This window comes from Pseudomonas sp. GW821-FHT02C04 (genome assembly GCF_059421845.1).
Genome location: NZ_JBWKVT010000001.1, coordinates 1,712,405 through 1,733,701 on the forward strand (window position 1 = coordinate 1,712,405; position 21,297 = coordinate 1,733,701).

Sequence of the window (21,297 nt, forward strand, 5' to 3'; positions counted from 1 at the left end):
TGGTAAGTTACGAATCGTAAGTTACGTTTGGTATATAAGCGATGTCAACCACTGAAATTCCCGAAGCCACCCAGCCCCGCCGACGCCTGTCACGGGAAGACCGCCAGCGCCAGTTGCTCGACATGGCCTGGCAATTGATTCGCGAAGAAGGCACCGATGCGCTGACCCTGGGTTATCTGGCGGAAAAGGCTGGCGTGACCAAACCGGTGGTCTACGACCACTTCACCACCCGCGCCGGTTTGCTCGCTGCGCTGTATCAGGATTTCGACAGGCGCCAGACCGCGCTGATGGATGTTGCGCTAGGCAATTGCGAGGCAACGTTGAGCGGCACCGCCTCGGTGATCGCCACGGCGTATGTCGATTGTGTGCTGACCCAGGGCAACGAGATTCCCGGGGTGATCGCCGCGCTGGCGAGCACGCCGGAACTGGAGAAGATCAAGCGCGAGTACGAGGCGATTTTCCTGGAGAAGTGCCGCAGTGTGCTGTCGCCTTTCGCTGAGGGTGGCGACATTACCCAGGCGGGATTACGCGCCATGCTCGGCGCCGCCGAGGCGCTGTCTCAAGCGGCGGCGACCGACGAAATCAGTGCTGCGCAGGCTCGCGACGAGCTGTTTGCAACCATCACCGCAATGGTCGAAAGGGCCGCCGCCAGCGTCGCAAAAGCAAGTGACTGACGGTACTTGAGACCGCCACCGTACCTTTCTAGGATGGAGATACGCAGTCGCTTGGTTCGCCAAACCGCTGCGTAGGTGCAGGTGCCCTGAACCCCAATCAAGCCCGCACTTTGTTTCACGCGCATCTTGAGCCTCACGGGCTCTACTCCTCCCTATCAAAGAGTCTTGAGGCTCTTTTTTTGTCTTTGAAAATCAGTCTTCAGGTTCGCAGCGTATCGAACGCCACGTGGCTTGAGCCAACAACTCGCGATAAGCCTTCGGACTGCCCTTCACCCGCCCGGACAACCATGCCCGGCAATAGCTGTCCGCCTGACCGACGATCAGCGACGGCAGCAGCTCGGCGGGACACTCATTGAGTTCGGCGGCGCGCCCGGGCTCACTCAGCCAGGTGCGCAGGCTCAGATTGCGCGTCTTGTTGCGAGTGGCCAGTTCGTCCTTGTGCGGCCCCCGGGTCACGGCATAACGCGCGTGATACTGGAACCGCGCCCACTCCGGCTGGTTCTCGACCCAATCCACATAGCTGAAGACCAGCGCCTGCACGCCCTCTTCGGTGGTCGTCGCGTCGGCCAGATAGGCATCGCGCAGGCGCGCCTGATCCTCCAGGGCGGTGAAAAACAACGCGGCCACCAGCCCTTCCTTGTTGCCGAAATGGTGATAGATCGCGCCGACACTGGTGTCGCACTCGGCGCGGATCATTTCGATGGTGGTGGCCTCGATCCCCTGTTCGTTGAACAGGCGCAAGGCCTTGCGAAAGATGTCGCGCTTGAGTTCGGCCCGGCGTCCGGGGTAGCTGCGCTCGAGTAGATCTGCGGTGTCCATGGGGTTGAAGGCCTTGTAAATCCGGTTGAAAGGCACGCCCGTGCCGGTAATCGAAACGCGCCTAGGTTGACAGATTTCCCACGGACAGAATACCGTTCCGTTACAGAACAATATTCTGTAACGGAACATAATTCTGTAACTTCCCTAATCGCGAGGCTTCACCATGAGTCAGTTTCTCAGCATGTTCATCAGCGCCGGCCCCCAAGCGTTCAGCCAGATGGCCTGTCAGGTCGCGCCGTATTTCAGCAACATCAATCCGTTGGTCAGCGAGTTGCGCGCAGGCTCGGCAACGGTGCAGGTGCCGTTCCGTCGCGAGATCACCAACCACCTCGGCACCGTGCACGCCATCGCCATGTGCAACGCCGCCGAACTGGCGGCCGGAATGATGACTGACGTGTCGATTCCCGCCGGCGCCCGCTGGATTCCCAAAGGCATGACGGTCGAGTACCTCGCCAAGGCCAAATCCGATGTGACCGCCGTGGCCAATGGCGAAGCGCTGGACTGGCAGAGCGAAGGCGACAAGATCGTGCCGGTGGACATCCACGACGCCGAAGGCAAGAAAGTGTTCACGGCGCGGATCACCATGAACGTGAAGCTGTCCTGAAATCACGGGCACAAAAAAGCCCTTGTTGCCGTCATCGCAACAAGGGCTTTTTGCCGCTCGCCAGACGCAGGATCAGTGAACGGTCAGACGCTGGCGGACAAATTCTTCGGTGTGGCGCGTGACTTGATCCAGATGCCGGTCACGCTGCTTCTCGGCGTCGACCATTGCGCGTTTGCCATGTTTTTGCAGCAGGTAGGTGTGGATCTGCTGCACTTCGAGCGAGCGGTAAATCGGCGTGGTGTCGATAAAACCGCGCAAGCCGTTGCTGCGGTAATGCCGGGTGCTCATCAGGACCTGAGTCTCCAGTTGGCCCAGCACTTCAAAACCCAGTGCTTCGAAATACGGAACTTTACCCACGCTGCACGTCAGCTCGGCATGGGGGTAACGCGTCACCATGTCGGCGATCAACGCCCGGGCCACACCCTGACGACGGTACGGCTGCTGTACCGCCAGATAGGCCACGTTGCACGCTTCCCAATCACCCTGCACAGGCAAGTACAACAGGAAGCCGATCACCTGCTCCGGGTCATGCTCATCAGTGGCGACCAGCAGTTCCACTTCGGTGCCCTTCTCGCCGTTCAGCGCCTCCAGATACAAATGCACCTCGTAGCCGACCGCGTACTGATAGACGTTGTACAGCAGGTTGCTCGGGCCCAGACCGATGGCGCTGATGTCGGTCAGGTAGTCGACCACCATTTGCAGGATCTGGCTGTTGACGCTCTCGGGGCACGGGGATTTGTAGTGGGTGATGCGGGGCATGGCGGGTGAACTCCGGCGGTAAAACACAAGCTGCCGGGCGGGTTGAGCGACCGGCGAACCGCGACATCATACCCTGTGCAAGCCTGACAAAAATTTCATCTGCCCGAGAACGGATCTTTCGCCGATCTGGCGTCCAATTCTTCAACTGCGTTCATTTCCCGACGCAGGCCCTGAGGAGTTGTCATGAACGTTCTGCGTTCCCTGTTCAAATGGCGAAAAGCCCTGCTGCTGGTGCCGCTGACACTGGCCGCGCTGGCCAGTACCCCGGTGTTTGCCCAACCCGAAATCATCATCCGTGAAGCCCCGCCACCGATGCGTATGGAGCCGATGCCCGGTGCACGGCCCGGTTATGCCTGGGATCAGGGCCATTGGCGCTGGGAAGGTCGAGGTTACGCGTGGGTGCCGGGACACTGGCAACCGGTGCGTCACGGCGCACGCTGGAAACCGGGCCACTGGCAGGCCCGCGGGCCGAACTGGTACTGGATTGAAGGCCATTGGGTGCGTTGAGTGCTCGCCTGCCCGCCCACGTCACCCACCAGGAACATCGTCATGTCGAAAACCATAAAAACCTTGCTCGCCGCCTCACTCGTGGCAATCACCCTGTCGGGCTGCGTCGTCGAACCGGTCCGCCCGCACCGGCCACCACCGATCGTCGAAGTGGTCCCGGTAATGCCTGCGCCGGGTTATCACTGGGTCGCCGGCCATTATCGCTGGGCCGGCAACCAATGGCGCTGGGTGCCAGGGCATTGGCGGGCGTATTGAGGCCGGTCACTGCGCCGGTGCAACGACCTTGAACTTGATCGCGATGTCGTTCGAAACCACGGTGTCGGCCCACTCCCCGGCACCAAGGCCGAATGCGTCGCGCTTGAGCACGAGTTCACCGTCGAAGATGCCGATGCTGCTGTCCGGCTTCAATTGCACCGGGACCTGCACCTCGCGGGTGACACCTTTGAGCGTGAGTCGGCCGGCAACCAGGTAATGGTTTTCATCGACCCGACTGAAACGGGTCGATTCGAACACCGCCGTCGGAAACTTTTGCGTGTCGAACCACGCCGGTTTCACCAGCTCCGTGTTGGCGTCTTCGCTGCCGGCGTCGATGCTGGTGAGGTCGATGTGCAACGTGGTGCGGGCGCTGCCCAGATGCTCGGTGTCGAAGTCCAGCGTCGCATCGAACTTGCCGAACGTGCCGTACATCCGCGAGCCCATCTGGTTGTAGGTGAAACTGATCTGGCTGGCGGTGGTATTGACCCGGGTGTACTCCACCGCCTGCGCCGCCGGCATGACGATCAGGCAACACGCGGCAACCAACAACAATCGAATCGACATGGGATGCTCCGGTGCCTCGGTGGACCTCGACTGACTTAAGCAAACATCGGGCGATTATGCCACTTCACCGTTCATGCGCGCCTTCAGGTAACCGATCAACGCGGTCACCTTGGGCGATGGCAGATGTTCGCGAGCCGTGACCGCGTTGAGATCCTGCGGCGGGCCGATCCACTCCGGCAGTACGCGGATCAGGCGTCCGGCCTGCACATCCGCTTTCATGCTCTGGTCCATCGCCAGGATCAGTCCCTCGCCTGCCAGCAACGCGTCGTGCAACAGTGCCGGGTCGTTGGCGAGGATGGTGGGCTCGACACGATAGTCCCTCAGACGCGCCCCTTCCCGCCGCAACGGCCAGATATAACCGACATCGCGACGGGCCTGATGCAGCGTCAATGTTTGATGGTGAAGCAACTCTTCCGGGGTTTGCGGCGTACCGTGATGCGCGAGATATGCCGGGGTCGCGTAAATGCCCGTGGCAAAACTGGCCAGCCGCCGGGCGATCAGACTCGAGTCCGGCAATGCTCCCAGCCGCAGCGCCACATCGATCTCCTCGCCCACCAGATCCATCGGCACATGAGAGGCCAGAATCTCCAGGCGAATTTCCGGGTACGCCTGACGAAACCCCGCCAGCAACGGTGCAAACCAACTCACCCCGAATGAAAACGGCACCGTTACCCGCAACCAGCCACGCGGCCCGTCACGCAATTGATGCACGGCCCGTTCTGCGTGTTCGAGGGTGTCGGCGATGGTTTTGCACTGCTCGTAATACACCGCGCCCGCCTCGGTCAGGCTCAACTGGCGGGTGGTGCGGCGCAGCAGTTGCACACCGATGGCCTGCTCCAGCTCGCGCACCCGGCGGCTGACCGTGGTTTTCGGAACCTGCAAGGCGTGGGCGGCAGCGGTGAAACTGCCGAGCCGCACCACGCAGACAAACACCAGCGTGTCGTTCAAATCGCGGATCATTTCGGGCCTGCCTGAGGACAATGGACTGTGCCACTCATGGCACATTTCATGCCGCGATTATGGGCTAATCAGCTGAGACCCTGCGACCTAATATCGACGCTCCCTCTCGGAGTGATAACCCATGAAACTCAACGAATACGCCGAACACGATGGCATTGGCCTCGCGCAGTTGGTTGCGTCCGGCGAAGTCCACGCCAAAGAGCTGGCCGCACTGGCCATCGAAGCGATGCAACAGGTCAACCCATCGATCAACGCGGTCATCGAGCACTGGACGCCGACCGGGACTACCGGCAGCGGCCCGTTGGCCGGGGTGCCGTTTCTGATCAAGGATCTGGCGATCACTGCTGCCGGGCGACGCAATGAACTGGGTAGCCGACTCGCGCAGGGTCTGGTCGCTGAAAGCGACTCCACGCTGATGCAACGCTTCAACGCCGCCGGGCTCATCACCCTCGGCCGCACCACCACCCCGGAAATGGCGTTCAGCACCGAAACCGACTCCCTCCTGCAAGGCTCGACCCGCAATCCGTGGAACCCGCAACTTTCCGCCGGGGGCTCGAGCGGTGGCGCCGGCGCGGCTGTCGCCGCCGGCATCGTGCCCATCGCCCATGCCACCGACGCGGCAGGATCGATCCGCGTTCCGGCAGCCTTCAATGGTCTGGTGGGCCTCAAGCCGACGCGAGGCCGTAGCTCCCACGGGCCATTGATGGATGAAGTGTTTGTCGGGCTCGGCGTGCAATTGGGCCTGTCGCGGACGGTGCGCGACAGCGCGGCGCTGATGGATGTGGTGCAGGGCTGTGCACCGGGAGATCCCTATCACACGGCGGCACCGGCCGAAGGCTTTCTGGCTCAGGTCGGCCGCAATCCCGGACGATTGCGCATCGGCTTGCTCGATACGCCGTGGAACGGGGCCAGTGTCGATCCCGATATCGCCGATGCCACCGCTCGTGTTGCCCGTGAACTCGAATCTCTCGGCCATCAGGTTGAAACCGTCCGGGCGCCGCTCGGTCTGTCGTGGGACGCCTTCGTCGAGGCCAACGCGCATATCTGGTGTGCCAGCCTGGTGCGCTGGATCGACCATCTCGCCACCACAACCCGGCGCCCCGTCGATCGCAGCACCCTGGAACCGGCCACCCTCGCCTGCTACGCCTTCGGCCAGCAATCACGGGGCACAGACTTCGCCGCCGCGCTGGAGGTGCGCAACAGCGTCGCCCGTCAGGTGGCCGCGTGGTTCGAGGAGATTGACGTGCTGCTGACCCCGACCCTGCCACGCCTGCCCCAACCCATCGGCACCTACAATCGCGGCGCCGACACCCTGGACGGCCTGCAATGGACGGCGCGGGTCTTCGAGCACTCGCCCTTCACGCCGGTGTTCAATGTCGCGGGAACCCCGGCGATTTCACTGCCACTGGGCATGTCCGGCAGCGGCCTGCCGATAGGCCTGCAATTTGCCGCACGTTTCGGCGCCGATGACCTGTTGTTGCGTCTGGGCGGGCAACTCGAACAGGCCTTGCCGTGGCAGCTTCGACGCCCCCGGATTCGGGTCGGCAATCCGAATTAACAGCCCTTTCCGTCGCACACAAAAAAGGGCTGTCCCTCACAGGACAGCCCTTTGCTGATCGGGCCGTTCGATCACCCCCGCGCCATCAAACCAGCCGCTCGATTTTCTGATGCTGCCAGACCAGTTTGTAGTACAGCGTCTGCAGCACCAGCATCCCGAGGTACGCCACCGGGAACGCCATCCACACACCCTGCAAACCAAACTGCCCGTCCAGCCAGTACGCCGCCGGCAACTGCACACCGACCACGCAAATGATCGCGATCGCGACGGGTACCAGCACCGTGCCGCTGGCGCGCATGATCCCGCCGATGATCGCCTGGAAGCCGAAGATCAACAGGCTCCACAGCATGATGTGCAGCAAGTGTTCGGCCATCGCCCGGGTCGAGTCTTCGGTCAGGAACAACCCCAGCAGCCAGTGCGACAACAGATAACCGAGCACAATCAAGCCACCGGTCAGGCACACGTTGATCCACAGCCCGGTGCGCAGGATCGGGCCCATCCGTTCCAGCCGCCCGGCGCCAATCGCCTGGGCGCCGAGAATCGACGCGGTGATTGCAATCGACAGCGCCGGAAACTGCACGTAGTTGACGATCTGCGTCACCGCGCCATAGGCCGCCGTCGCCTGGGAACCGTGCTGGTTGACCAGCGCCAGAATCACCAGCTCCGACAGCGACAACACAATCATCTGCACCCCGGTCGGCAGACCGATGCGCAACACTTTGCCGAGGATCTCGCCGTCCAGCCGCAACGCCCCGAAGAACTCCCGGTCCGGCGCCAGTGGATGGCCCTTGCGGATCAGACTCCATGCCAGCCACGCCATCGCCGCCAGCGTACCGGCCAGTCCGGCGAACGCCGCGCTCTGAATCCCCAGTTGCGGCAAGCCCAGCCATCCGCGAATGAACGCCGGGGTCAGCGCCAGACCGACCACGGTCGACAGCAGCAGAGCCAGCATCGGCGACAGCGTGTCGCTCACCCCGCGCAACAGCTGAGTGAACAGCACGTACACCAGCACAAACGGCAAGGTCCACATCATCACGCGGGCATAGGCCACCGCATCGTCCAGCACATCCGCCGGCGTCCCCAAACCCTGCAACGCCTGACGCGCAAACACACTGCCCAGCACCGCCGCGACCAACCCGATCAACACCCCCAGCAGCAACGTCGCCCCGGCAATCGCCTTCACCATATGCGACTCACGCGCGCCCCACGCCTGCCCGATCAACACCCCGGCCCCGGCCCCCAGACCGATGACCAGCGCGATGAAGAAAAAGATGATCGGAAACATCCCCGACACCGCCGCCAACGCCTGAGTGCCGAGCATCTGGCCGATGTAGATGCTGTTGACCGTGCCGGACATCGACTGCAGGAAGTTCGACAGCACCATGGGGGCGAGGAACAGCAGGTAGGTTTTCCAGAGAGGTTTTGGGGCGGTGGTTTGCATTGAACGGAGGTCCATCTCGACTGCCGGGAACAGATTGAGGATAGCTTCGGTGAGTTCCGAGCGATGAGCAATGAACTTCTCGTGTATTGCAGAAGTTTTCATCTGCGCCGCTTGAGGCTCAGCAATTCCTCCAAATCGCTGACTGCTTTTTCCTCACTCCAGCTATTGCTGCTTCAGGTTTTGACTCTTTTGCTTCAGCCGTAATCCGTCTGTCTGGCACCCAGCCTCAAGTGCATGCTGCAGATCCTGTTGCGATTGAACGCTGACAGGGGATGAGTAATCGGCAGCCAAATAATAGAAGCCTTCCGCACGTGCCTGCTCAGCTTCGAGCAACGTGGGTTGTGCCAGCAACCTTATTCTTGCGAGTGGATCTTCATCAGCCTTTGGCGGTTCAACTGTTCGTTCAAAACAGTACGCATGGCTAACGGCAAATGGGTAATACCCCAGGTAGGCGTCCTCGGCGTTCAACACATTGCGCAAAAGTATCCGACTCTCGTCATAACGAGGCGTCTTGGGAATCGTGTCGCTGCATTTTGCGTAAACGATGGCGCCGACCAACAGACCTTTTCTGGCGGAGTCGCCATAGAGTTCGCAGGCCTTCTCACGTTTTTTTTGCAGATCGGGATTCATCGGGTCGCCGAACTCCGTCATCCGGGCTTTGTAAAATACAGCGGCGGCATTACCTTCCTCAATGGACTGAGCCAGGTAGCGTTCAGCCTTGTTTTTGTTCTCAAGAATGTTTTCACCCACAGCTTTCGCTTTTGCCTTGTCCGGCGAGTCTTCGGTCGCCATCGACAGAAGCTCCTTCGACAGCGTCTGCCAGTCCCAGGATGCAGTCAGGTACTGATTGAACGAGTCAGCACCGGGCGGCAACGTCTCGGCAACAGCGGTTGAACACACAAAGAAAATCATCAGTGACATCAGATTGCGTGGCATCGAAATTCCTTTTTTCGCGGAGATCACCGCCGAGTCATAAATAAAGAGACAAGCCTGTATCGGTCGTTAGCGAACGGAATTGAATGCAAATTGAAGGTGCCCTCTTCTGCATAACCGTGATAAACCGCAGGCTTGTTCATAACCATTGAGATCATGCTCCATGCCTCGCGCCTTGCGTTTATCTGCAGTCGTTCTTTTGTCTCTGTGTGCCGGTATCGCCGTCGCAGCCGCGCCCTCTCCAGCTCCAAAGACTCTGCAGCCATTGGTGGCTACCCTGAACGAGCGCCTGAACATCGGCGACCTCGTCGCCCTGACCAAGTGGGACAGCGGCAAGTCGATCCAGGACAGTCCCCGCGAAGCCCAAGTCATCGCCAACGCCCGGACGCAGGCCGCCGAACGCAAACTTGATCCGGAAGACGTGGCGCAACTGATCGCCGCGCAAATGGAAGCCAACAAACTGGTGCAATACGGCTTGCTCGCAAAGTGGCAAGCGGCGGGCGCCGCGCCTGACACGCCCCGTCCGGACCTGGGCAAACAGATTCGGCCGCGCCTGGATGAGCTGCAGTCCCGCCTGTTGCAGCAATACGCTGACTTCACGCCCTACCGTCATGACCCGAATTGCCCGGTTTGGCTGGCCAAGGCGCGTAGCGGTTTGACTCATGACGCGCTGCACGAACTGGCCCTGACCCGCGCCACCGGGGAGCTATGCGTTCGCGCGACAGCCCCGTGAACCGGGGCTCAGGCATCCATCGCTGGCATCGATAGTCACCATCACGTCAATGAAGTTCTCATAAAAAATCCCGGGCGTAAGATCGGCTCCATACCAAACAAACAACACCCCGGAGCACACGATCATGAAACGCCAAATCCTTCTCGGCATCGCTTTCTCGGTTCTTGCAGTCAACGCTTTTGCAGCCAAACCCGCTCACACCATGATCGCCGAAGGCGGTTCGGATCGATTGATCGAACACCGTGTAGCTGAAGGTGGTTCGGATCGCCTGCAAGAACGCCGCGTCGCTGAAGGTGGCTCGGATCGTCTGCAAGAACGCCGTGTAGCTGAAGGTGGCTCGGATCGTCTGCAAGAACGTCGCGTCGCTGAAGGTGGCTCGGATCGTCTGCAAGAACGTCGCGTTGCCGAAGGTGGCTCGGATCGTCTGCAAGAACGCCGCGTTGCCGAAGGTGGCTCGGATCGTCTGCAAGAACGTCGCGTAGCCGAAGGTGGCTCGGATCGTCTGCAAGAACGCCGTGTAGCTGAAGGTGGTTCGGATCGCCTGATGGAACGCCGCGTCGCTTGATTCAACGGCTCTACCGCAACACAAAGAAAAGCCCGGCCTGATCAGCCGGGCTTTTTCACATCCAACCGTCGCTTACTGAGCGGTTCTCAGCTTGACCACGTCACCGGAGATCTTGGTGGTGTAGCCAGTCAGAACCCATGCCCAGAACCAGTTTTCCTGGACTTGGGTGTTGATCATCGCGTCGCCGCCACGGGCTTTGATCGCGGCATCCTGAGCGCGGACGAAACGGCTGTTCTGACGGATCGGGATAATGCCGAACAGCAGCAGGCCGGTGGCGGTCGCTTCGCTGTGGCCAATCACGGTGTATTGGCTGCTGTCGTATTGTTTGGTGTTCATCGCGGTGCCGGTGCAACCTGCCAGAACCACACCGAACAGTGCGGCGGCGACTACTTTGCTGAGGTATTTCACTTCAAGACTCCATGGGTAAACGCCCGGGATCCATCTCTCGGGCGGCGCACACTTTACTGGAGGCGGTGGCACATTGGTATCAATCTGGAAATGTTTCATGAAGCGTGTTTCATGTAACGCTGTCGGTTTAATCGCCGACAGCGTTACCTCTTCAGTTTCAAGTGTTGGTCTTGAGTTTGGTCCACAACCGCGTCGTCAACCGGGCAATCGCCGCCGGAAACTCTTCCACGGTGAACAACTTGTCCATCACTTCTTTCGGCGGATAGATCGCCAGATCCTGTTTCACCGCCGGCGTCAGGAACTCATTGGCAGCCGCGTTGGGGTTGGCGTAGTGGATGCTGTTGCTGATGTTGGCGATCACCTTGGGTTCAAGCAGATAGTTCATGTAGGTGTAGCCGTTCTTCTCGTGGGGCGCGTTCTTGGGCATGACCACCATGTCGAACCACAACGTCGTGCCTTCGTCCGGAATCGAATAGGCGATGTCGATACCGTTTTTCGCTTCCCTTGCACTGGCGGCCGCCTGGACCACATCGCCGTTGAAGCCGATCACCGCACAGACGTTGCCGTTGGCCAGATCGCTGATGTACTTCGACGCATGGAAGTACTGCACGTAAGGGCGAATCTTGAACAAGGCCGCTTCAGCTTTTTTGTAATCCGCCGGTTCATGACTGTGTGGCGGCAAGCCCAGGTAGTTGAGGGTGATCGGCAAGACCTGGGTCGGGTTGTCGATGATTGCCACACCGCACTGGCTCAACTTCTTGATGTTGTCCTCTTCGAAAAACATCTTCCACGAACGGGTAACGTCTGTGTTGCCGAAGATCGCCTTGATCTTCTCGACGTTGTAACCGATGCCGGCGGTGCCCCACATGTACGGATAGCCGTATTGATTGCCCGGGTCGTTGACTTCGAGTTTCTTCATCAACTGCGGATCGAGGTTCTTCCAGTTCGGCAGTTGCGACTTGTCGAGTTTCTGGATCGCGCCGGCCTTGATCAGCCGCGACAGAAAGTGGTTCGACGGACTGACCACGTCGTAACCGGTATTGCCGGTCATCAACTTCGATTCCAGCACTTCGTTGCTGTCATGAATGTCGTAGGTGGCCTTGATGCCGGTGTCTTTGGTGAAGTTGGCCAGGGTGTCGTCGGCGATGTAGCCGTTCCAATTGGAAATGTTGACCGTTTCGTCGGCAAGTGCGCCCGCCGATGCCGTTGCGAGCAAGACCGCCAGGGAAAGTGTATTGACGCGCATGTTCTGTCACCTGAATTGAGTGGCTTTTGTTCTTGTGGGATGTGCGGAATTTCAGATTTCTGTTCTGGCCCTGACCGCCTCCACGCGCATGCGAAGCATGGCACCGATATCGAAGAAAGGTCGTGGCGGCAGCCAGCCGGGCTCGGCCCGTTGCATCACCGATTGCAGCAAGGGCGAGTCGATGCCCGATGCGAGCTCCGCCAACAGCCGTCCCCACAGGGTTCCGCGCGCCACCCCCGAGCCGTTGCAACCGGCCACGGCGAAAACGCCCTCCTCAACCTGGTCGAAATACGCCTGGCCGCTGCGGGTCGCACTCAGGTGACCGGTCCAGGTGTAGCGAATATCTTGCTCGCCGAGGAACGGAAAGCGCCGTTGCAGACCGCGTACGTGATGTTGTCGACGCAGGACCAGCTCGCGGTTGGACAGGTCTCGCGTGCGGTACTCGGCGGTGTTGCGGATCATCACCCGACGATCCGGGGTCAACCGCACGGTAGCGCCCAGCGGCCGGGTCGACAGCACGCCCCACGGCTCGACCGAACCGATGGCCGCGAATTCCTGATCCGTGAGCGGGCGCGTGAGACTGGCGCTCAACTCCATCGGGAACGTGGCGCTGTCGTTGATGCCGACGCGGGGAATGAACGCGTTGAGGCACACAAGCACCTGCTTCGCCTCGATACTGCCTTCGGCACCTTGGGCACGCAGACGTCCCTGGCCGACACGTTCAAGAGCGGAGATGTCGGTATTCTCGAACACCGTGACGTTGTCCGGGAGCGCATTGAGCAAGCCCTTCACGTACTTGGCCGGTTGCAGCAGCGCATTGCCGTTGCCGCACCAGATCGCGGCCTGATAGTGGCGAGTGCCGAGCTTCTGGCTCAGCGCCTCGCCTTGCAGAAACTCGGCGCGGGCACCAAGGGCGCGCAGCGTGGCCAGTTTCGCGTCGACCTGATTGAGCTTGGCCGGATCGTTCACGGCAAAGAAATAACCGCTGTCACGGAAGTCGCAGTCGATGGCGTGTCGGGCAATGCGTTGGCGGACTTCTTCGCTGGCGGCGCGGGAAATCGCCGTGTCGACTTCAAACCCGGCAAAGCCTGCGGCGCCGATCAGTTCGCTGTCGGCCGGGTGCTCATGGGCGACGACGAATCCCGAGTTGCGCGCCGAAGCGCCCTGCGCTGCCGATTGCCGATCCACCACCACAATCCGCGCCTCGGGATGCAGTTGCGCGAGGTTGTGCGCGGCGCTGAGCCCGGTGATACCGGCCCCGATCACCAGCCAGTCGGCTTTTTGCGCCCCGCTCAGGCGACCGCGTGCCGGGGAGTTTCCGGCTTGCGCGATCCAGCCACAGATATTGTCCATGCATCACCTCGTAAGACTGTCGTTCGGCGGCTTGCGTTCTGTGGATGCTCATGCGTGAATCGCATGCCCGTGTTGAGAAGATCGCCGCCAGAGCTAGAATCTATAAGGTCTTCGAACACCTCACCAACGCTAAGAAATCATCGAGCCATTCTGAAATCGCATGGATAAAATACGCCACGTCCCGTCCCTGCAAGCCATGCAGGCACTGGTCGAAGTCGCCCGATGCGGCAGCTTCACTCAGGCTGCGCAGACGTTGTGCCTGACCCAAAGCGCCGTGAGCCGGCAGATCCAGCAACTGGAAAGTCACTTCAACGTGGCGCTGTTCGTGCGCACCAGCCGCAACCTGCACCTGACGCCGGAAGGCGAACAGGTCCTGTCCAGCGCGCGAGGCATTTTCGAGCAACTGAAAACCCTCGAAGAACGCCTCACTCCGCAGAAACGTCCGTTCCGTATCCGCATGCACGTGTCGCTCGCAGTGCGTTGGTTGCTGCCCAAACTCAGCGACTTTTATCTGCGCCATCCCGAGGTATCGCTGGCCATCGAAACCGTCGCCACCGAAGTCGTCGAACCGACCGGCGACAGCGATGCCTACATCCTTTATTTGCCGACAGCATCAAGCGATCCGGATTGCCTGACGCTGTTTCAGGAAACGCTGGTGCCGGTGTGCGCCCCAAATCTCGACGGAGCACCGCGCTCAGTGGAAGCGTTGCTGCGCTTCCCGCTCCTGCATCGCTCAGTAGATCGCCAGGCATGGATCGAATGGCTGGCCGCGAACGACGGCAAACCGCTGGAGGATTACCGACACATCCCGTTCAACCTCGATGAACTGGCACTGGATGCGGCGGCGCGGGGACTGGGCGTGGCGGTGACGGACATGACCCTGGCGGCAGAATCCATCGAGCGTGGCGTGCTGGTGGTGCCGTTCGGGGAACCGCTGAAAACCGGGGGGATTTACTCGTTGTGCTTGCAGCCTTCAGCGGCTTCGCATCCGGCGTGTGGGGTGGTGATGGGGTGGTTTGCGGGGCAGGCCGAGCGCGAGGTTTGAACAGAGACGTCACACGAGAGCTGCCTTGCTCAGCTCCCGAGCAGGAGCTTCATTGCTGGGGAAACGTCTGAAGATACGCCAACAGATTATCGATCTTCTCCTCATCACTCAGCCCCCAGAAGATCATCCGCGTCCCCGGCACCACGCCCTTCGGGTCTTTCAGATACGCCGTCAGCGTTTCACGGTTCCAGGTCACGCCGGAGTTCTTCATGGCATCTGAATAAACGTAGTTCGCCGACGTCCCGGCCGGGCGGCCGATGATGCCGTTGAGTTCCGGGCCGAATCCAGGACGGGCGGATTCGCCGACCTGATGGCAACCGCCGCACAGGCGCGGGAAGATTTTGGCGCCGGCCTCGGCGTCGCCCGCAGCCAGGGTGGGTGTGCTGAGCAGGCCTGCATTGAGGATCAGGGCGAAGGTCAGTAAGGCGCGGTTTTTCATTGCAGGTTCCGGGCTGGCGTAAATCGGGCGGCGCAAGGGTAGCATTTTGTGGTCGTCCGAATGGGCTTCGGCTAGTGGTAGGCGCTCACAACCTGCCGGACTTTTATCAGTGCCTGTCGCAGCACATCCATGTCCACTGAACCCAGGGCAATCCGGATCGCATGGGGGACGTGCGCCGAAACCACGAACGGTTCGGCGATCGATACCGCAATCTGCTGCTGCATCAACTCGACCACGACCTGATCGGCGCGGGCATCCTCCGGCAGTGGCAGCCAGAGGAAATACGAGGACGGATGGCCGATGTGCTCGATGTCTTTGAGTATTTCGCCCGCCAGCAGCTGACGTGCCCGAGCGTCGTGACGTTTTTGCGCTTCGAGCACCGTGACGGTGCCGTCGTCGAGCCAGCCGCAGGCAATTGCGGTCATGACGCCGGGGGTGTTCCAGGTGGTGGCGCGGATGATGCGTTCAAGGGTCGGGACGGTTTGCAGCGGCGCGGCGATGAAGCCGACGCGCAGGCCGGTGGCGATGTTTTTCGAGAGGCCCGAGACGTAAATCGTCCGCTCCGCTGCCAGAGAGGCCAACGGTGGCGGCGGGTTATCGACCAGAAAGGCGTAGGCCGCGTCTTCGATGATCGTCAGATCATGCTGTTGGGCAATCGCCACCAGCTGTTCGCGCTGATCAAGGGACATGACCCAGCCGAGCGGATTGTGCAGGGTCGGCATGCTGTACACGGCACGCACCGAGCGGCTTCGGCAGAGTCGCTCCAGCGCTGGCAAATCCGGCCCGTGATCGGTCACCGGAATCGCCACCACTTCCAGGTGCAATGCTTCGGCCAGCACCTTGAAGCCGGAATAGGTCAAGGCATCGGCGGCAATGACATCACCGGGCTTGAACAACGCCATCAGCGCGACGGCCAGCCCCTGTTGCGCGCCGTTGACGATCAGCACTTGCCCGGCATCGACCTTCAGGCCACGGGTTTGCAAATGTCGCGCGACCGAGGCGCGCTCGTGCACGCGGCCGGCGTGGGGTTGATAGCGCAGCAGCGCTTCGAGGTCGCCGGACAGCGCTAATTGCCGCAGCGCTGTTCGCAGCAGCTCGGCCTGACCGGGCAACGACGGGTAGTTGAAGTTGAGGTCGACCATGCCGACCGCCACGTCTTTCTGATCGATGCTATGCCCCGGCGGCAGCGATGTCTCACGCACAAAGGTACCTCGCCCCGCTTCGCCGCTGACCAGGCCCATGGCCTCAAGCTCCGCGTACACCCGCGACGCCGTGACCAGCGCCAGCCCTTCGCTGGCGGCCAGTTGCCGGTGGGTCGGCAGCCGCGTGCCGGGCAACAGGCGCCCGTTGCGAATGTCGGCGGCGTAGGTATCGACCAGGGTCTTGTATCGGGAGCGCGGCATGTCGGGATGTATCCATGACAATTCTTTGATTGTGCTGATTCTCAACCCTAGGATGAGCCACAAGCAACCCCACTTTTGAGCGTGACCCAACATGGAACGAACCACGAATCTGCCCGCACCAGCCCTGGAAAAAACCAGCGGCTGGATCAACGGTTTCATCGGCGTCGTGATTTTCAGCGGCTCGCTGCCGGCCACGCGGCTGGCGGTGCTGGAATTCGACCCGGTGTTCCTCACCGTCATCCGCGCCACTATCGCCGGGGTGTTGGCGCTGTGCCTGTTATGGCTGTTTCGCGAACGACGCCCGGCGCGGGATCAGTGGTTCTCGTTGTTGATTGTCGCGCTGGGCGCGGTCGTAGGTTTCCCGTTATTGACCGCCCTTGCGCTGCAATACGTGACATCGGCGCATTCCATTGTGTTTGTAGGATTGCTGCCACTGGCGACAGCGATTTTCGGCGTGTTGCGTGGAGGCGAACGGCCACGCCCGGTGTTCTGGATCTTTTCGGTGCTGGGCAGTTCGCTGGTGGTCGGTTTTGCGGTTTCCCAAGGACTGACGGCCTCGCCCACCGGTGATCTGCTGATGCTGGCGGCGATCCTCGCCTGCGGTCTCGGTTATGCCGAAGGCGCAAAACTGTCGCGCACCCTCGGCGGCTGGCAGGTGATCTGCTGGGCGCTGGTGTTGTCGTTGCCGGTGATGGCCGTGCTCAGCGTATGGCGGGCGCCTGCCTCGTTCAGCGGCATCAGCGTGTCGGCGTGGGTGTGCCTGGCTTACGTTTCGCTGTTCAGCATGCTGATCGGTTTTGTGTTCTGGTATCGCGGGCTGGCTCAGGGCGGGATTGCGGCGGTCGGACAGTTGCAGTTGTTACAGCCGTTTTTCGGCCTGGCGTTGGCGGCGACGTTGCTGCATGAGCACGTCAGCACCGGCATGCTGGTGGTCACGTTGGGCGTGATCCTGTGCGTGGCCGGGGCGAAGAAATTCGCCAAATGACCTTCAACTCACACCGGCCTTCCACTCCCGCGGACTGAGCCCGGTCTTGCGCCGAAACGCCCGGGCCAGCGCCGAAGGGCTTTCATAGCCGACCTCTTCGGCGATCAGGGCGATCGGTCGGCCTTCGCGCAGACGTTTCTGCGCGAGGCTGATGCGCCAGCTCACCAGATAATCCACCGGCGTCTGCCCCACCACTCGCCGGAAATGCTCGGCAAATCCGGCGCGGGACACATGCGCGGTCGCTGCCAGTTCGGCGACGCTCCAGGCCTTGGCCGGTTGGTCGTGCATCAGGCTCAACGCACGGGAAATCTTCGGATCCGCCAACCCCGCCATCATGCCCGGCTGCTGGTCGCGACTGCTGATGAGATGCCGCAACAGCAGGATCACCAGCAGTTCGAACAACCGATCCATCACCGCTTCACGCCCGCAATGACCGTCGAACGCTTCCTTGAACAGCCACTCCAGGGTACTGGCCATTTCGGGAAGGTCGGCGAGTTTCAGCACCAGATAATCCGGCAGCGCCGCCGCCAGCGCATTGCCCGCACCGCCATCAAACGTCAGCGAGGCGCACACCAGTCGCGTGTTCATGGCTTCATCTGCGAACAGTCGGTGGGCGAAGGGTCGGGGGAAGAAAATCAGCGTCGGTTCACTGAGCGTGAGTTCGGGGTCATTCCCCGGCTTGAGCAACACCTGCCCGGCCTGCAACAGATGCACATGGCCGCAGACCTGATCGCCACCGTAGGCACTGATGCCGCAGAAGGTGCCGCTGTGGAAGGTGCCGGCATTGACGCCGAAATGGCTGAGCAACGTGGACAAGCGATCCATGGAAGAATCCCCGACGGAAGGTTTGGACGATCTGTCGCATATCCTCGACGATTTGCACCCAAAGCACCAGTCGCGCTCAATAACATGACCTCCATCCCCGGCGCACATCGCACCGGATTTTCGGAGAATCACTATGAGCCGCATCGCCCCAGTCAGCCTCGAAACCGCCACCGACACCACTCGCCCGACGCTTGAAGGCGTGCAGAAAAAAATCGGTTTCCTGCCCAACCTGTTCAAGACCCTGGCCACTGCCCCCGTTGCGCTGGATGCCTACGTGCAAATCTCTGCCACGCTGGGCAAGACGTCGCTGAGCGCCAAGGAAAAAGAAGCGGTGTACCTCGCCACGTCGCAGGTCAACGGCTGCGATTATTGCCTGGCGGCGCACACCTTGTTTGCCAGCAAGGCCGGGCTGGCAGCAGAAGAAATCATCGAAGCGCGTCATGGCCGGCTGAACGCCTTTGCCGCCCTCGCCCATCAACTGACGGAAACCCGTGGCCATCTGAGCGATGAACAGATCGCCGCCGCCCGCGCTGCCGGCATCGACGACAAGAAGATCATCGAAGTAATCGCCATCGTCGCCGCGCAGACCCTGACCAACTACCTCAACAACGTGGCGCTGACCGACATCGATTTCCCGGCCATCGATGCCTGATCAGTGACCGGGGTCGATCTCAGTCGTGATCGACCCCGGCGCGTTTCAGCAGTTTCTTGCAGCGCTCGGACAGGTGAAACACCTGCAACTGCTTGCCGGCCTTGGCGTAACGCTCGCGCAGGGTTTTCAGCGCAGCGATGGCCGAGTAGTCGACAAAGCTCAGGTGCCGACAGTCCAGCGTCACCCGCTGTGGGTCGCTGGCCGGGTCGAACTGATTGAGAAACGGCGTGGTCGAGGCAAAAAACAGCGTGCCGTGCAGGCGATAGAGTTTGCTGCCGTCGGCTTCCAGGTGTTCATCGGCGTACAACTCGCGCGCTTGCTGCCAGGCAAAGTTCAGCGCCGCGATGATGATCCCGCACAGCACTGCCGTGGCCAGATCGGTGAACACCGTGATGGTGGTTACCGCGATGATCACCAGCACATCGTTGAGCGGCACTTTGTTCAGCACCCGCAACGAGGCCCAGGCAAACGTCTGCTGCGACACCACGAACATCACCCCCACCAGCGCCGCCAGCGGAATCCGCTCGATCAGCGGTGACAGAAACAGAATGAACAGCAGGATCAGCACCCCCGCCACCACCCCGGACAACCGCCCGCGCCCGCCGGAACTGAGGTTGATCACGGTCTGGCCGATCATCGCGCAACCACCCATGCCGCCGAACGCGCCGGACACCATGTTTGCCGCGCCCAGCGCCACGCATTCGCGATCCGGGTAGCCACGGGTTTCGGTGATTTCGTCGGTGAGGTTGAGGGTCAGCAAGGTTTCCAGCAGGCCGACCAGCGCCATCAGAATCGCGTAAGGCGCAATGATGCGCAGGGTTTCCAGATTCCACGGGATGTCCGGCAGCGCGAACGTCGGCAGACCGCCGGCGATATGCGCCATGTCGCCGAGGGTGCGGGTCGGCAGGCCGAACAGGTAGACCAGCAGCCCGACGCCGAGGATCGCCACCAGTGCCGGTGGCACCGCGCGGGTCAGGCGCGGCAGCAGGTAGACGATGGCCATGGTCAGCAGCACCAGCCCGGTCATCAGGTACAGCGGCGTGCCGCTGAGCCACTGTTCACCGCTCTTGAAATGCTCCAGTTGCGCCAGCGCAATGATGATCGCCAGACCGTTGACGAACCCGAGCATCACCGGGTGCGGCACCATGCGCACCAGTTTGCCCAGGCGCAACAGCCCGAACGCCATCATGATCAAGCCACCGAGCAACACCGTCGCCAGCAGATACTGCACGCCGTGCTGTACCACCAGCGCGACGATCACCACCGCCATCGAACCGGCCGCCCCGGACACCATGCCCGGCCGGCCACCAAACAGCGCGGTCAGCGTGCAAATGATGAAGGCGCCGTACAGGCCCATCAGCGGATTGAGGTGAGCCACCAGCGCAAACGCAATGCATTCGGGCAACAGGGCAAACGAGGTGGTGAGTCCGGCCAGGACATCGGCGCGCAGACGAATCGGTTTCATGGCTTACCTGACAAGGCGGCCGACACGGGCGGCCACTGCATTCGCGGGAAAAAGAGGGTTGCGGATGTTACGCAAATGCCCGGGCACGGGCCAGTGATCGCTGACAGGGACGGGTTGGCGCTCTATGCTTGCGGGCTTGGTTAATCTACGGGTTTGAACATGTCACCTTTATCCGCCCGCGAAGTTTGCCAGTGCCTGCGTGATGCCGCGCTGGGCGTGCGCCATTTCCGGGTGACGGGTCCGCGATCCGGTCAGGTTTCAGTCGACATTGAAGGCTGGAACCTGCAACTCGACTTCGACGGCCAACGCCTGCACCACTGTTGCGACTGTCGTTGTCCGCAAGGTCGTCGATGGACACTCGACACCCGGCAACGCTTTGGCACCGATCCGGTCAGCCTGCTGAGTACCTGGGAACTGGCCCGGATCGAAGCGTTGTTGCGACAGGTTGATTGACTCACGGCAAAGAAGGTTGCCGGATGATGGCACTCTGCCCATAATTCGCCCCCCCTTCTTCAACGCGCAAGGAACTGCCGTGAAAAAAACGCTGCTGTTGGTCCCGCTGTTTGCTCTGCTCCTGCAAGGCTGTGGCATGACCATGACCCGTTACGAGCCAAGCTTCGACAACGTTCAAAAGCTCAAGCAAACTCCGCCGCTGCACGCGATCAGCAATCCGCAGGTTACCGCCGAGTCGGGCGAAGGCTCGTTGATGGTCCGCGCCAACCCGATCAAGTCGCCGACGGGCAGCATCCCGGCGCATATCCAGGACGCGATCACCGAAGAACTGCGCAAGGCCGGCCTGCTCGACCCGAACGCTACTCGCCACCTGCAAGTGCTGGTAGTGAAAAACCAGTTGAATGCCGGGATGGGCACCGGTGACGGCAAGATTGCCGCGCGCTTCACGATGCTCGACGGCAAGAACGTGGTGTACGACGCGACCAAGGAAGTCAGCCACCAATGGAGCAGCAGCTTCTTCGGCTTCATCGCGATTCCCAACGCGACCAACGCCTACAACCCGATGCTGCAGGATTTGCTGAAGGATCTGTACAGCGATCCTCAGTTCATTCAGGCCCTGAAGTAAGGGCAAAAAAAAGAGCCGCGATTGCG

25 protein-coding genes are annotated in these 21,297 nt (G+C 61.2%); 12 read left to right on the forward strand and 13 right to left on the reverse strand.

The window, feature by feature from the left end:
- The first annotated feature begins 41 nt into the window (after window positions 1–41).
- Complete coding sequence (locus AC07VV_RS07810) at window positions 42–674, forward strand: TetR/AcrR family transcriptional regulator (protein WP_495035878.1); 633 nt, start codon at window positions 42–44, stop codon at window positions 672–674.
- 192 nt (window positions 675–866) lie between these two features.
- Here the strand turns inward: AC07VV_RS07810 and AC07VV_RS07815 are convergent, their stop codons facing one another.
- Entirely contained in the window at window positions 867–1,493 is a 627-nt protein-coding gene (locus AC07VV_RS07815; protein WP_495035879.1) for a TetR/AcrR family transcriptional regulator, read from the reverse strand.
- A gap of 163 nt (window positions 1,494–1,656) precedes the next feature.
- Between AC07VV_RS07815 and AC07VV_RS07820 the strand changes: the two genes are divergently transcribed.
- The gene (locus AC07VV_RS07820) at window positions 1,657–2,097 is read left to right on the forward strand and encodes a hotdog fold domain-containing protein (RefSeq protein ID WP_495035880.1); all 441 of its coding nucleotides are present in this window, start codon (window positions 1,657–1,659) and stop codon (window positions 2,095–2,097) included.
- A 72-nt stretch (window positions 2,098–2,169) separates the two neighbouring features.
- Here AC07VV_RS07820 and AC07VV_RS07825 read toward each other — a convergent pair whose 3' ends face one another.
- The gene (locus AC07VV_RS07825; RefSeq protein ID WP_495035881.1) at window positions 2,170–2,856 is read right to left on the reverse strand and encodes a GNAT family N-acetyltransferase; all 687 of its coding nucleotides are present in this window, start codon (window positions 2,854–2,856) and stop codon (window positions 2,170–2,172) included.
- Window positions 2,857–3,039: 183 nt separating this feature from the next.
- Here AC07VV_RS07825 and AC07VV_RS07830 point away from each other — a divergent pair, with 183 nt between their 5' ends.
- On the forward strand, window positions 3,040–3,363 hold the full coding sequence (locus AC07VV_RS07830) for a YXWGXW repeat-containing protein (RefSeq protein WP_102622027.1): 324 nt from the start codon (window positions 3,040–3,042) through the stop codon (window positions 3,361–3,363).
- Between the two features lie 42 nt (window positions 3,364–3,405).
- Complete coding sequence (locus AC07VV_RS07835; protein WP_192558374.1) at window positions 3,406–3,618, forward strand: YXWGXW repeat-containing protein; 213 nt, start codon at window positions 3,406–3,408, stop codon at window positions 3,616–3,618.
- A gap of 6 nt (window positions 3,619–3,624) precedes the next feature.
- On the opposite strand, the gene AC07VV_RS07840 is transcribed toward AC07VV_RS07835, so the two are convergent.
- Window positions 3,625–4,182, reverse strand: coding sequence for a YceI family protein (locus AC07VV_RS07840; RefSeq protein WP_192558375.1), 558 nt, complete (start codon window positions 4,180–4,182; stop codon window positions 3,625–3,627).
- A 54-nt stretch (window positions 4,183–4,236) separates the two neighbouring features.
- Window positions 4,237–5,142, reverse strand: a complete 906-nt coding sequence (locus AC07VV_RS07845) for a LysR family transcriptional regulator (protein ID WP_495035882.1) — start codon at window positions 5,140–5,142, stop codon at window positions 4,237–4,239.
- Window positions 5,143–5,263: 121 nt separating this feature from the next.
- On the opposite strand from AC07VV_RS07845, the gene AC07VV_RS07850 reads away from it, so the two are divergent.
- The gene (locus AC07VV_RS07850) at window positions 5,264–6,700 is read left to right on the forward strand and encodes an amidase (protein WP_495035883.1); all 1,437 of its coding nucleotides are present in this window, start codon (window positions 5,264–5,266) and stop codon (window positions 6,698–6,700) included.
- Window positions 6,701–6,785: 85 nt separating this feature from the next.
- On the opposite strand, the gene AC07VV_RS07855 is transcribed toward AC07VV_RS07850, so the two are convergent.
- Both AC07VV_RS07855 and AC07VV_RS07860 read right to left on the reverse strand, forming a co-directional pair.
- On the reverse strand, window positions 6,786–8,141 hold the full coding sequence (locus AC07VV_RS07855) for an MATE family efflux transporter (RefSeq protein WP_495035884.1): 1,356 nt from the start codon (window positions 8,139–8,141) through the stop codon (window positions 6,786–6,788).
- 162 nt (window positions 8,142–8,303) lie between these two features.
- Entirely contained in the window at window positions 8,304–9,077 is a 774-nt protein-coding gene (locus AC07VV_RS07860) for a hypothetical protein (protein ID WP_495035885.1), read from the reverse strand.
- A gap of 160 nt (window positions 9,078–9,237) precedes the next feature.
- On the opposite strand from AC07VV_RS07860, the gene AC07VV_RS07865 reads away from it, so the two are divergent.
- Both AC07VV_RS07865 and AC07VV_RS07870 read left to right on the forward strand, forming a co-directional pair.
- Window positions 9,238–9,807, forward strand: coding sequence for a chorismate mutase (locus tag AC07VV_RS07865; RefSeq protein ID WP_495035886.1), 570 nt, complete (start codon window positions 9,238–9,240; stop codon window positions 9,805–9,807).
- A gap of 124 nt (window positions 9,808–9,931) precedes the next feature.
- Entirely contained in the window at window positions 9,932–10,372 is a 441-nt protein-coding gene (locus AC07VV_RS07870) for a phage infection protein (RefSeq protein ID WP_495035887.1), read from the forward strand.
- A gap of 72 nt (window positions 10,373–10,444) precedes the next feature.
- Here AC07VV_RS07870 and AC07VV_RS07875 read toward each other — a convergent pair whose 3' ends face one another.
- The 3 genes from AC07VV_RS07875 to AC07VV_RS07885 form a co-directional block, all read right to left on the reverse strand.
- Entirely contained in the window at window positions 10,445–10,780 is a 336-nt protein-coding gene (locus AC07VV_RS07875) for a hypothetical protein (RefSeq protein ID WP_102622033.1), read from the reverse strand.
- Window positions 10,781–10,937: 157 nt separating this feature from the next.
- Entirely contained in the window at window positions 10,938–12,026 is a 1,089-nt protein-coding gene (locus AC07VV_RS07880) for a polyamine ABC transporter substrate-binding protein (RefSeq protein ID WP_495035888.1), read from the reverse strand.
- A gap of 51 nt (window positions 12,027–12,077) precedes the next feature.
- Window positions 12,078–13,379 carry an NAD(P)/FAD-dependent oxidoreductase gene (locus AC07VV_RS07885; protein ID WP_495035889.1) on the reverse strand — a complete coding sequence of 434 codons (1,302 nt, stop codon included), beginning with the start codon at window positions 13,377–13,379 and terminating at the stop codon, window positions 12,078–12,080.
- 160 nt (window positions 13,380–13,539) lie between these two features.
- Between AC07VV_RS07885 and AC07VV_RS07890 the strand changes: the two genes are divergently transcribed.
- Window positions 13,540–14,424, forward strand: a complete 885-nt coding sequence (locus AC07VV_RS07890) for a LysR substrate-binding domain-containing protein (protein WP_495035890.1) — start codon at window positions 13,540–13,542, stop codon at window positions 14,422–14,424.
- Between the two features lie 49 nt (window positions 14,425–14,473).
- Here AC07VV_RS07890 and AC07VV_RS07895 read toward each other — a convergent pair whose 3' ends face one another.
- Window positions 14,474–14,863 (reverse strand): c-type cytochrome, encoded by a 390-nt coding sequence (locus AC07VV_RS07895; protein ID WP_495035891.1) that lies wholly within the window; start codon window positions 14,861–14,863, stop codon window positions 14,474–14,476.
- A 71-nt stretch (window positions 14,864–14,934) separates the two neighbouring features.
- Entirely contained in the window at window positions 14,935–16,266 is a 1,332-nt protein-coding gene (locus tag AC07VV_RS07900) for an aminotransferase-like domain-containing protein (protein ID WP_495035892.1), read from the reverse strand.
- A 91-nt stretch (window positions 16,267–16,357) separates the two neighbouring features.
- On the opposite strand from AC07VV_RS07900, the gene AC07VV_RS07905 reads away from it, so the two are divergent.
- Window positions 16,358–17,251, forward strand: a complete 894-nt coding sequence (locus AC07VV_RS07905) for a DMT family transporter (protein ID WP_495035893.1) — start codon at window positions 16,358–16,360, stop codon at window positions 17,249–17,251.
- A gap of 3 nt (window positions 17,252–17,254) precedes the next feature.
- On the opposite strand, the gene AC07VV_RS07910 is transcribed toward AC07VV_RS07905, so the two are convergent.
- The gene (locus tag AC07VV_RS07910; RefSeq protein WP_495035894.1) at window positions 17,255–18,076 is read right to left on the reverse strand and encodes a cupin domain-containing protein; all 822 of its coding nucleotides are present in this window, start codon (window positions 18,074–18,076) and stop codon (window positions 17,255–17,257) included.
- A 133-nt stretch (window positions 18,077–18,209) separates the two neighbouring features.
- Between AC07VV_RS07910 and AC07VV_RS07915 the strand changes: the two genes are divergently transcribed.
- Window positions 18,210–18,728 (forward strand): carboxymuconolactone decarboxylase family protein, encoded by a 519-nt coding sequence (locus AC07VV_RS07915; RefSeq protein ID WP_495035895.1) that lies wholly within the window; start codon window positions 18,210–18,212, stop codon window positions 18,726–18,728.
- A 19-nt stretch (window positions 18,729–18,747) separates the two neighbouring features.
- On the opposite strand, the gene AC07VV_RS07920 is transcribed toward AC07VV_RS07915, so the two are convergent.
- Window positions 18,748–20,193, reverse strand: coding sequence for a SulP family inorganic anion transporter (locus tag AC07VV_RS07920; RefSeq protein WP_495035896.1), 1,446 nt, complete (start codon window positions 20,191–20,193; stop codon window positions 18,748–18,750).
- Window positions 20,194–20,352: 159 nt separating this feature from the next.
- Between AC07VV_RS07920 and AC07VV_RS07925 the strand changes: the two genes are divergently transcribed.
- Together AC07VV_RS07925 and AC07VV_RS07930 are read left to right on the forward strand one after the other, a co-directional pair.
- Entirely contained in the window at window positions 20,353–20,646 is a 294-nt protein-coding gene (locus AC07VV_RS07925) for a DUF7693 family protein (RefSeq protein ID WP_495035897.1), read from the forward strand.
- A gap of 79 nt (window positions 20,647–20,725) precedes the next feature.
- On the forward strand, window positions 20,726–21,271 hold the full coding sequence (locus AC07VV_RS07930; RefSeq protein ID WP_495035898.1) for a hypothetical protein: 546 nt from the start codon (window positions 20,726–20,728) through the stop codon (window positions 21,269–21,271).
- Window positions 21,272–21,297 lie beyond the last annotated feature (26 nt).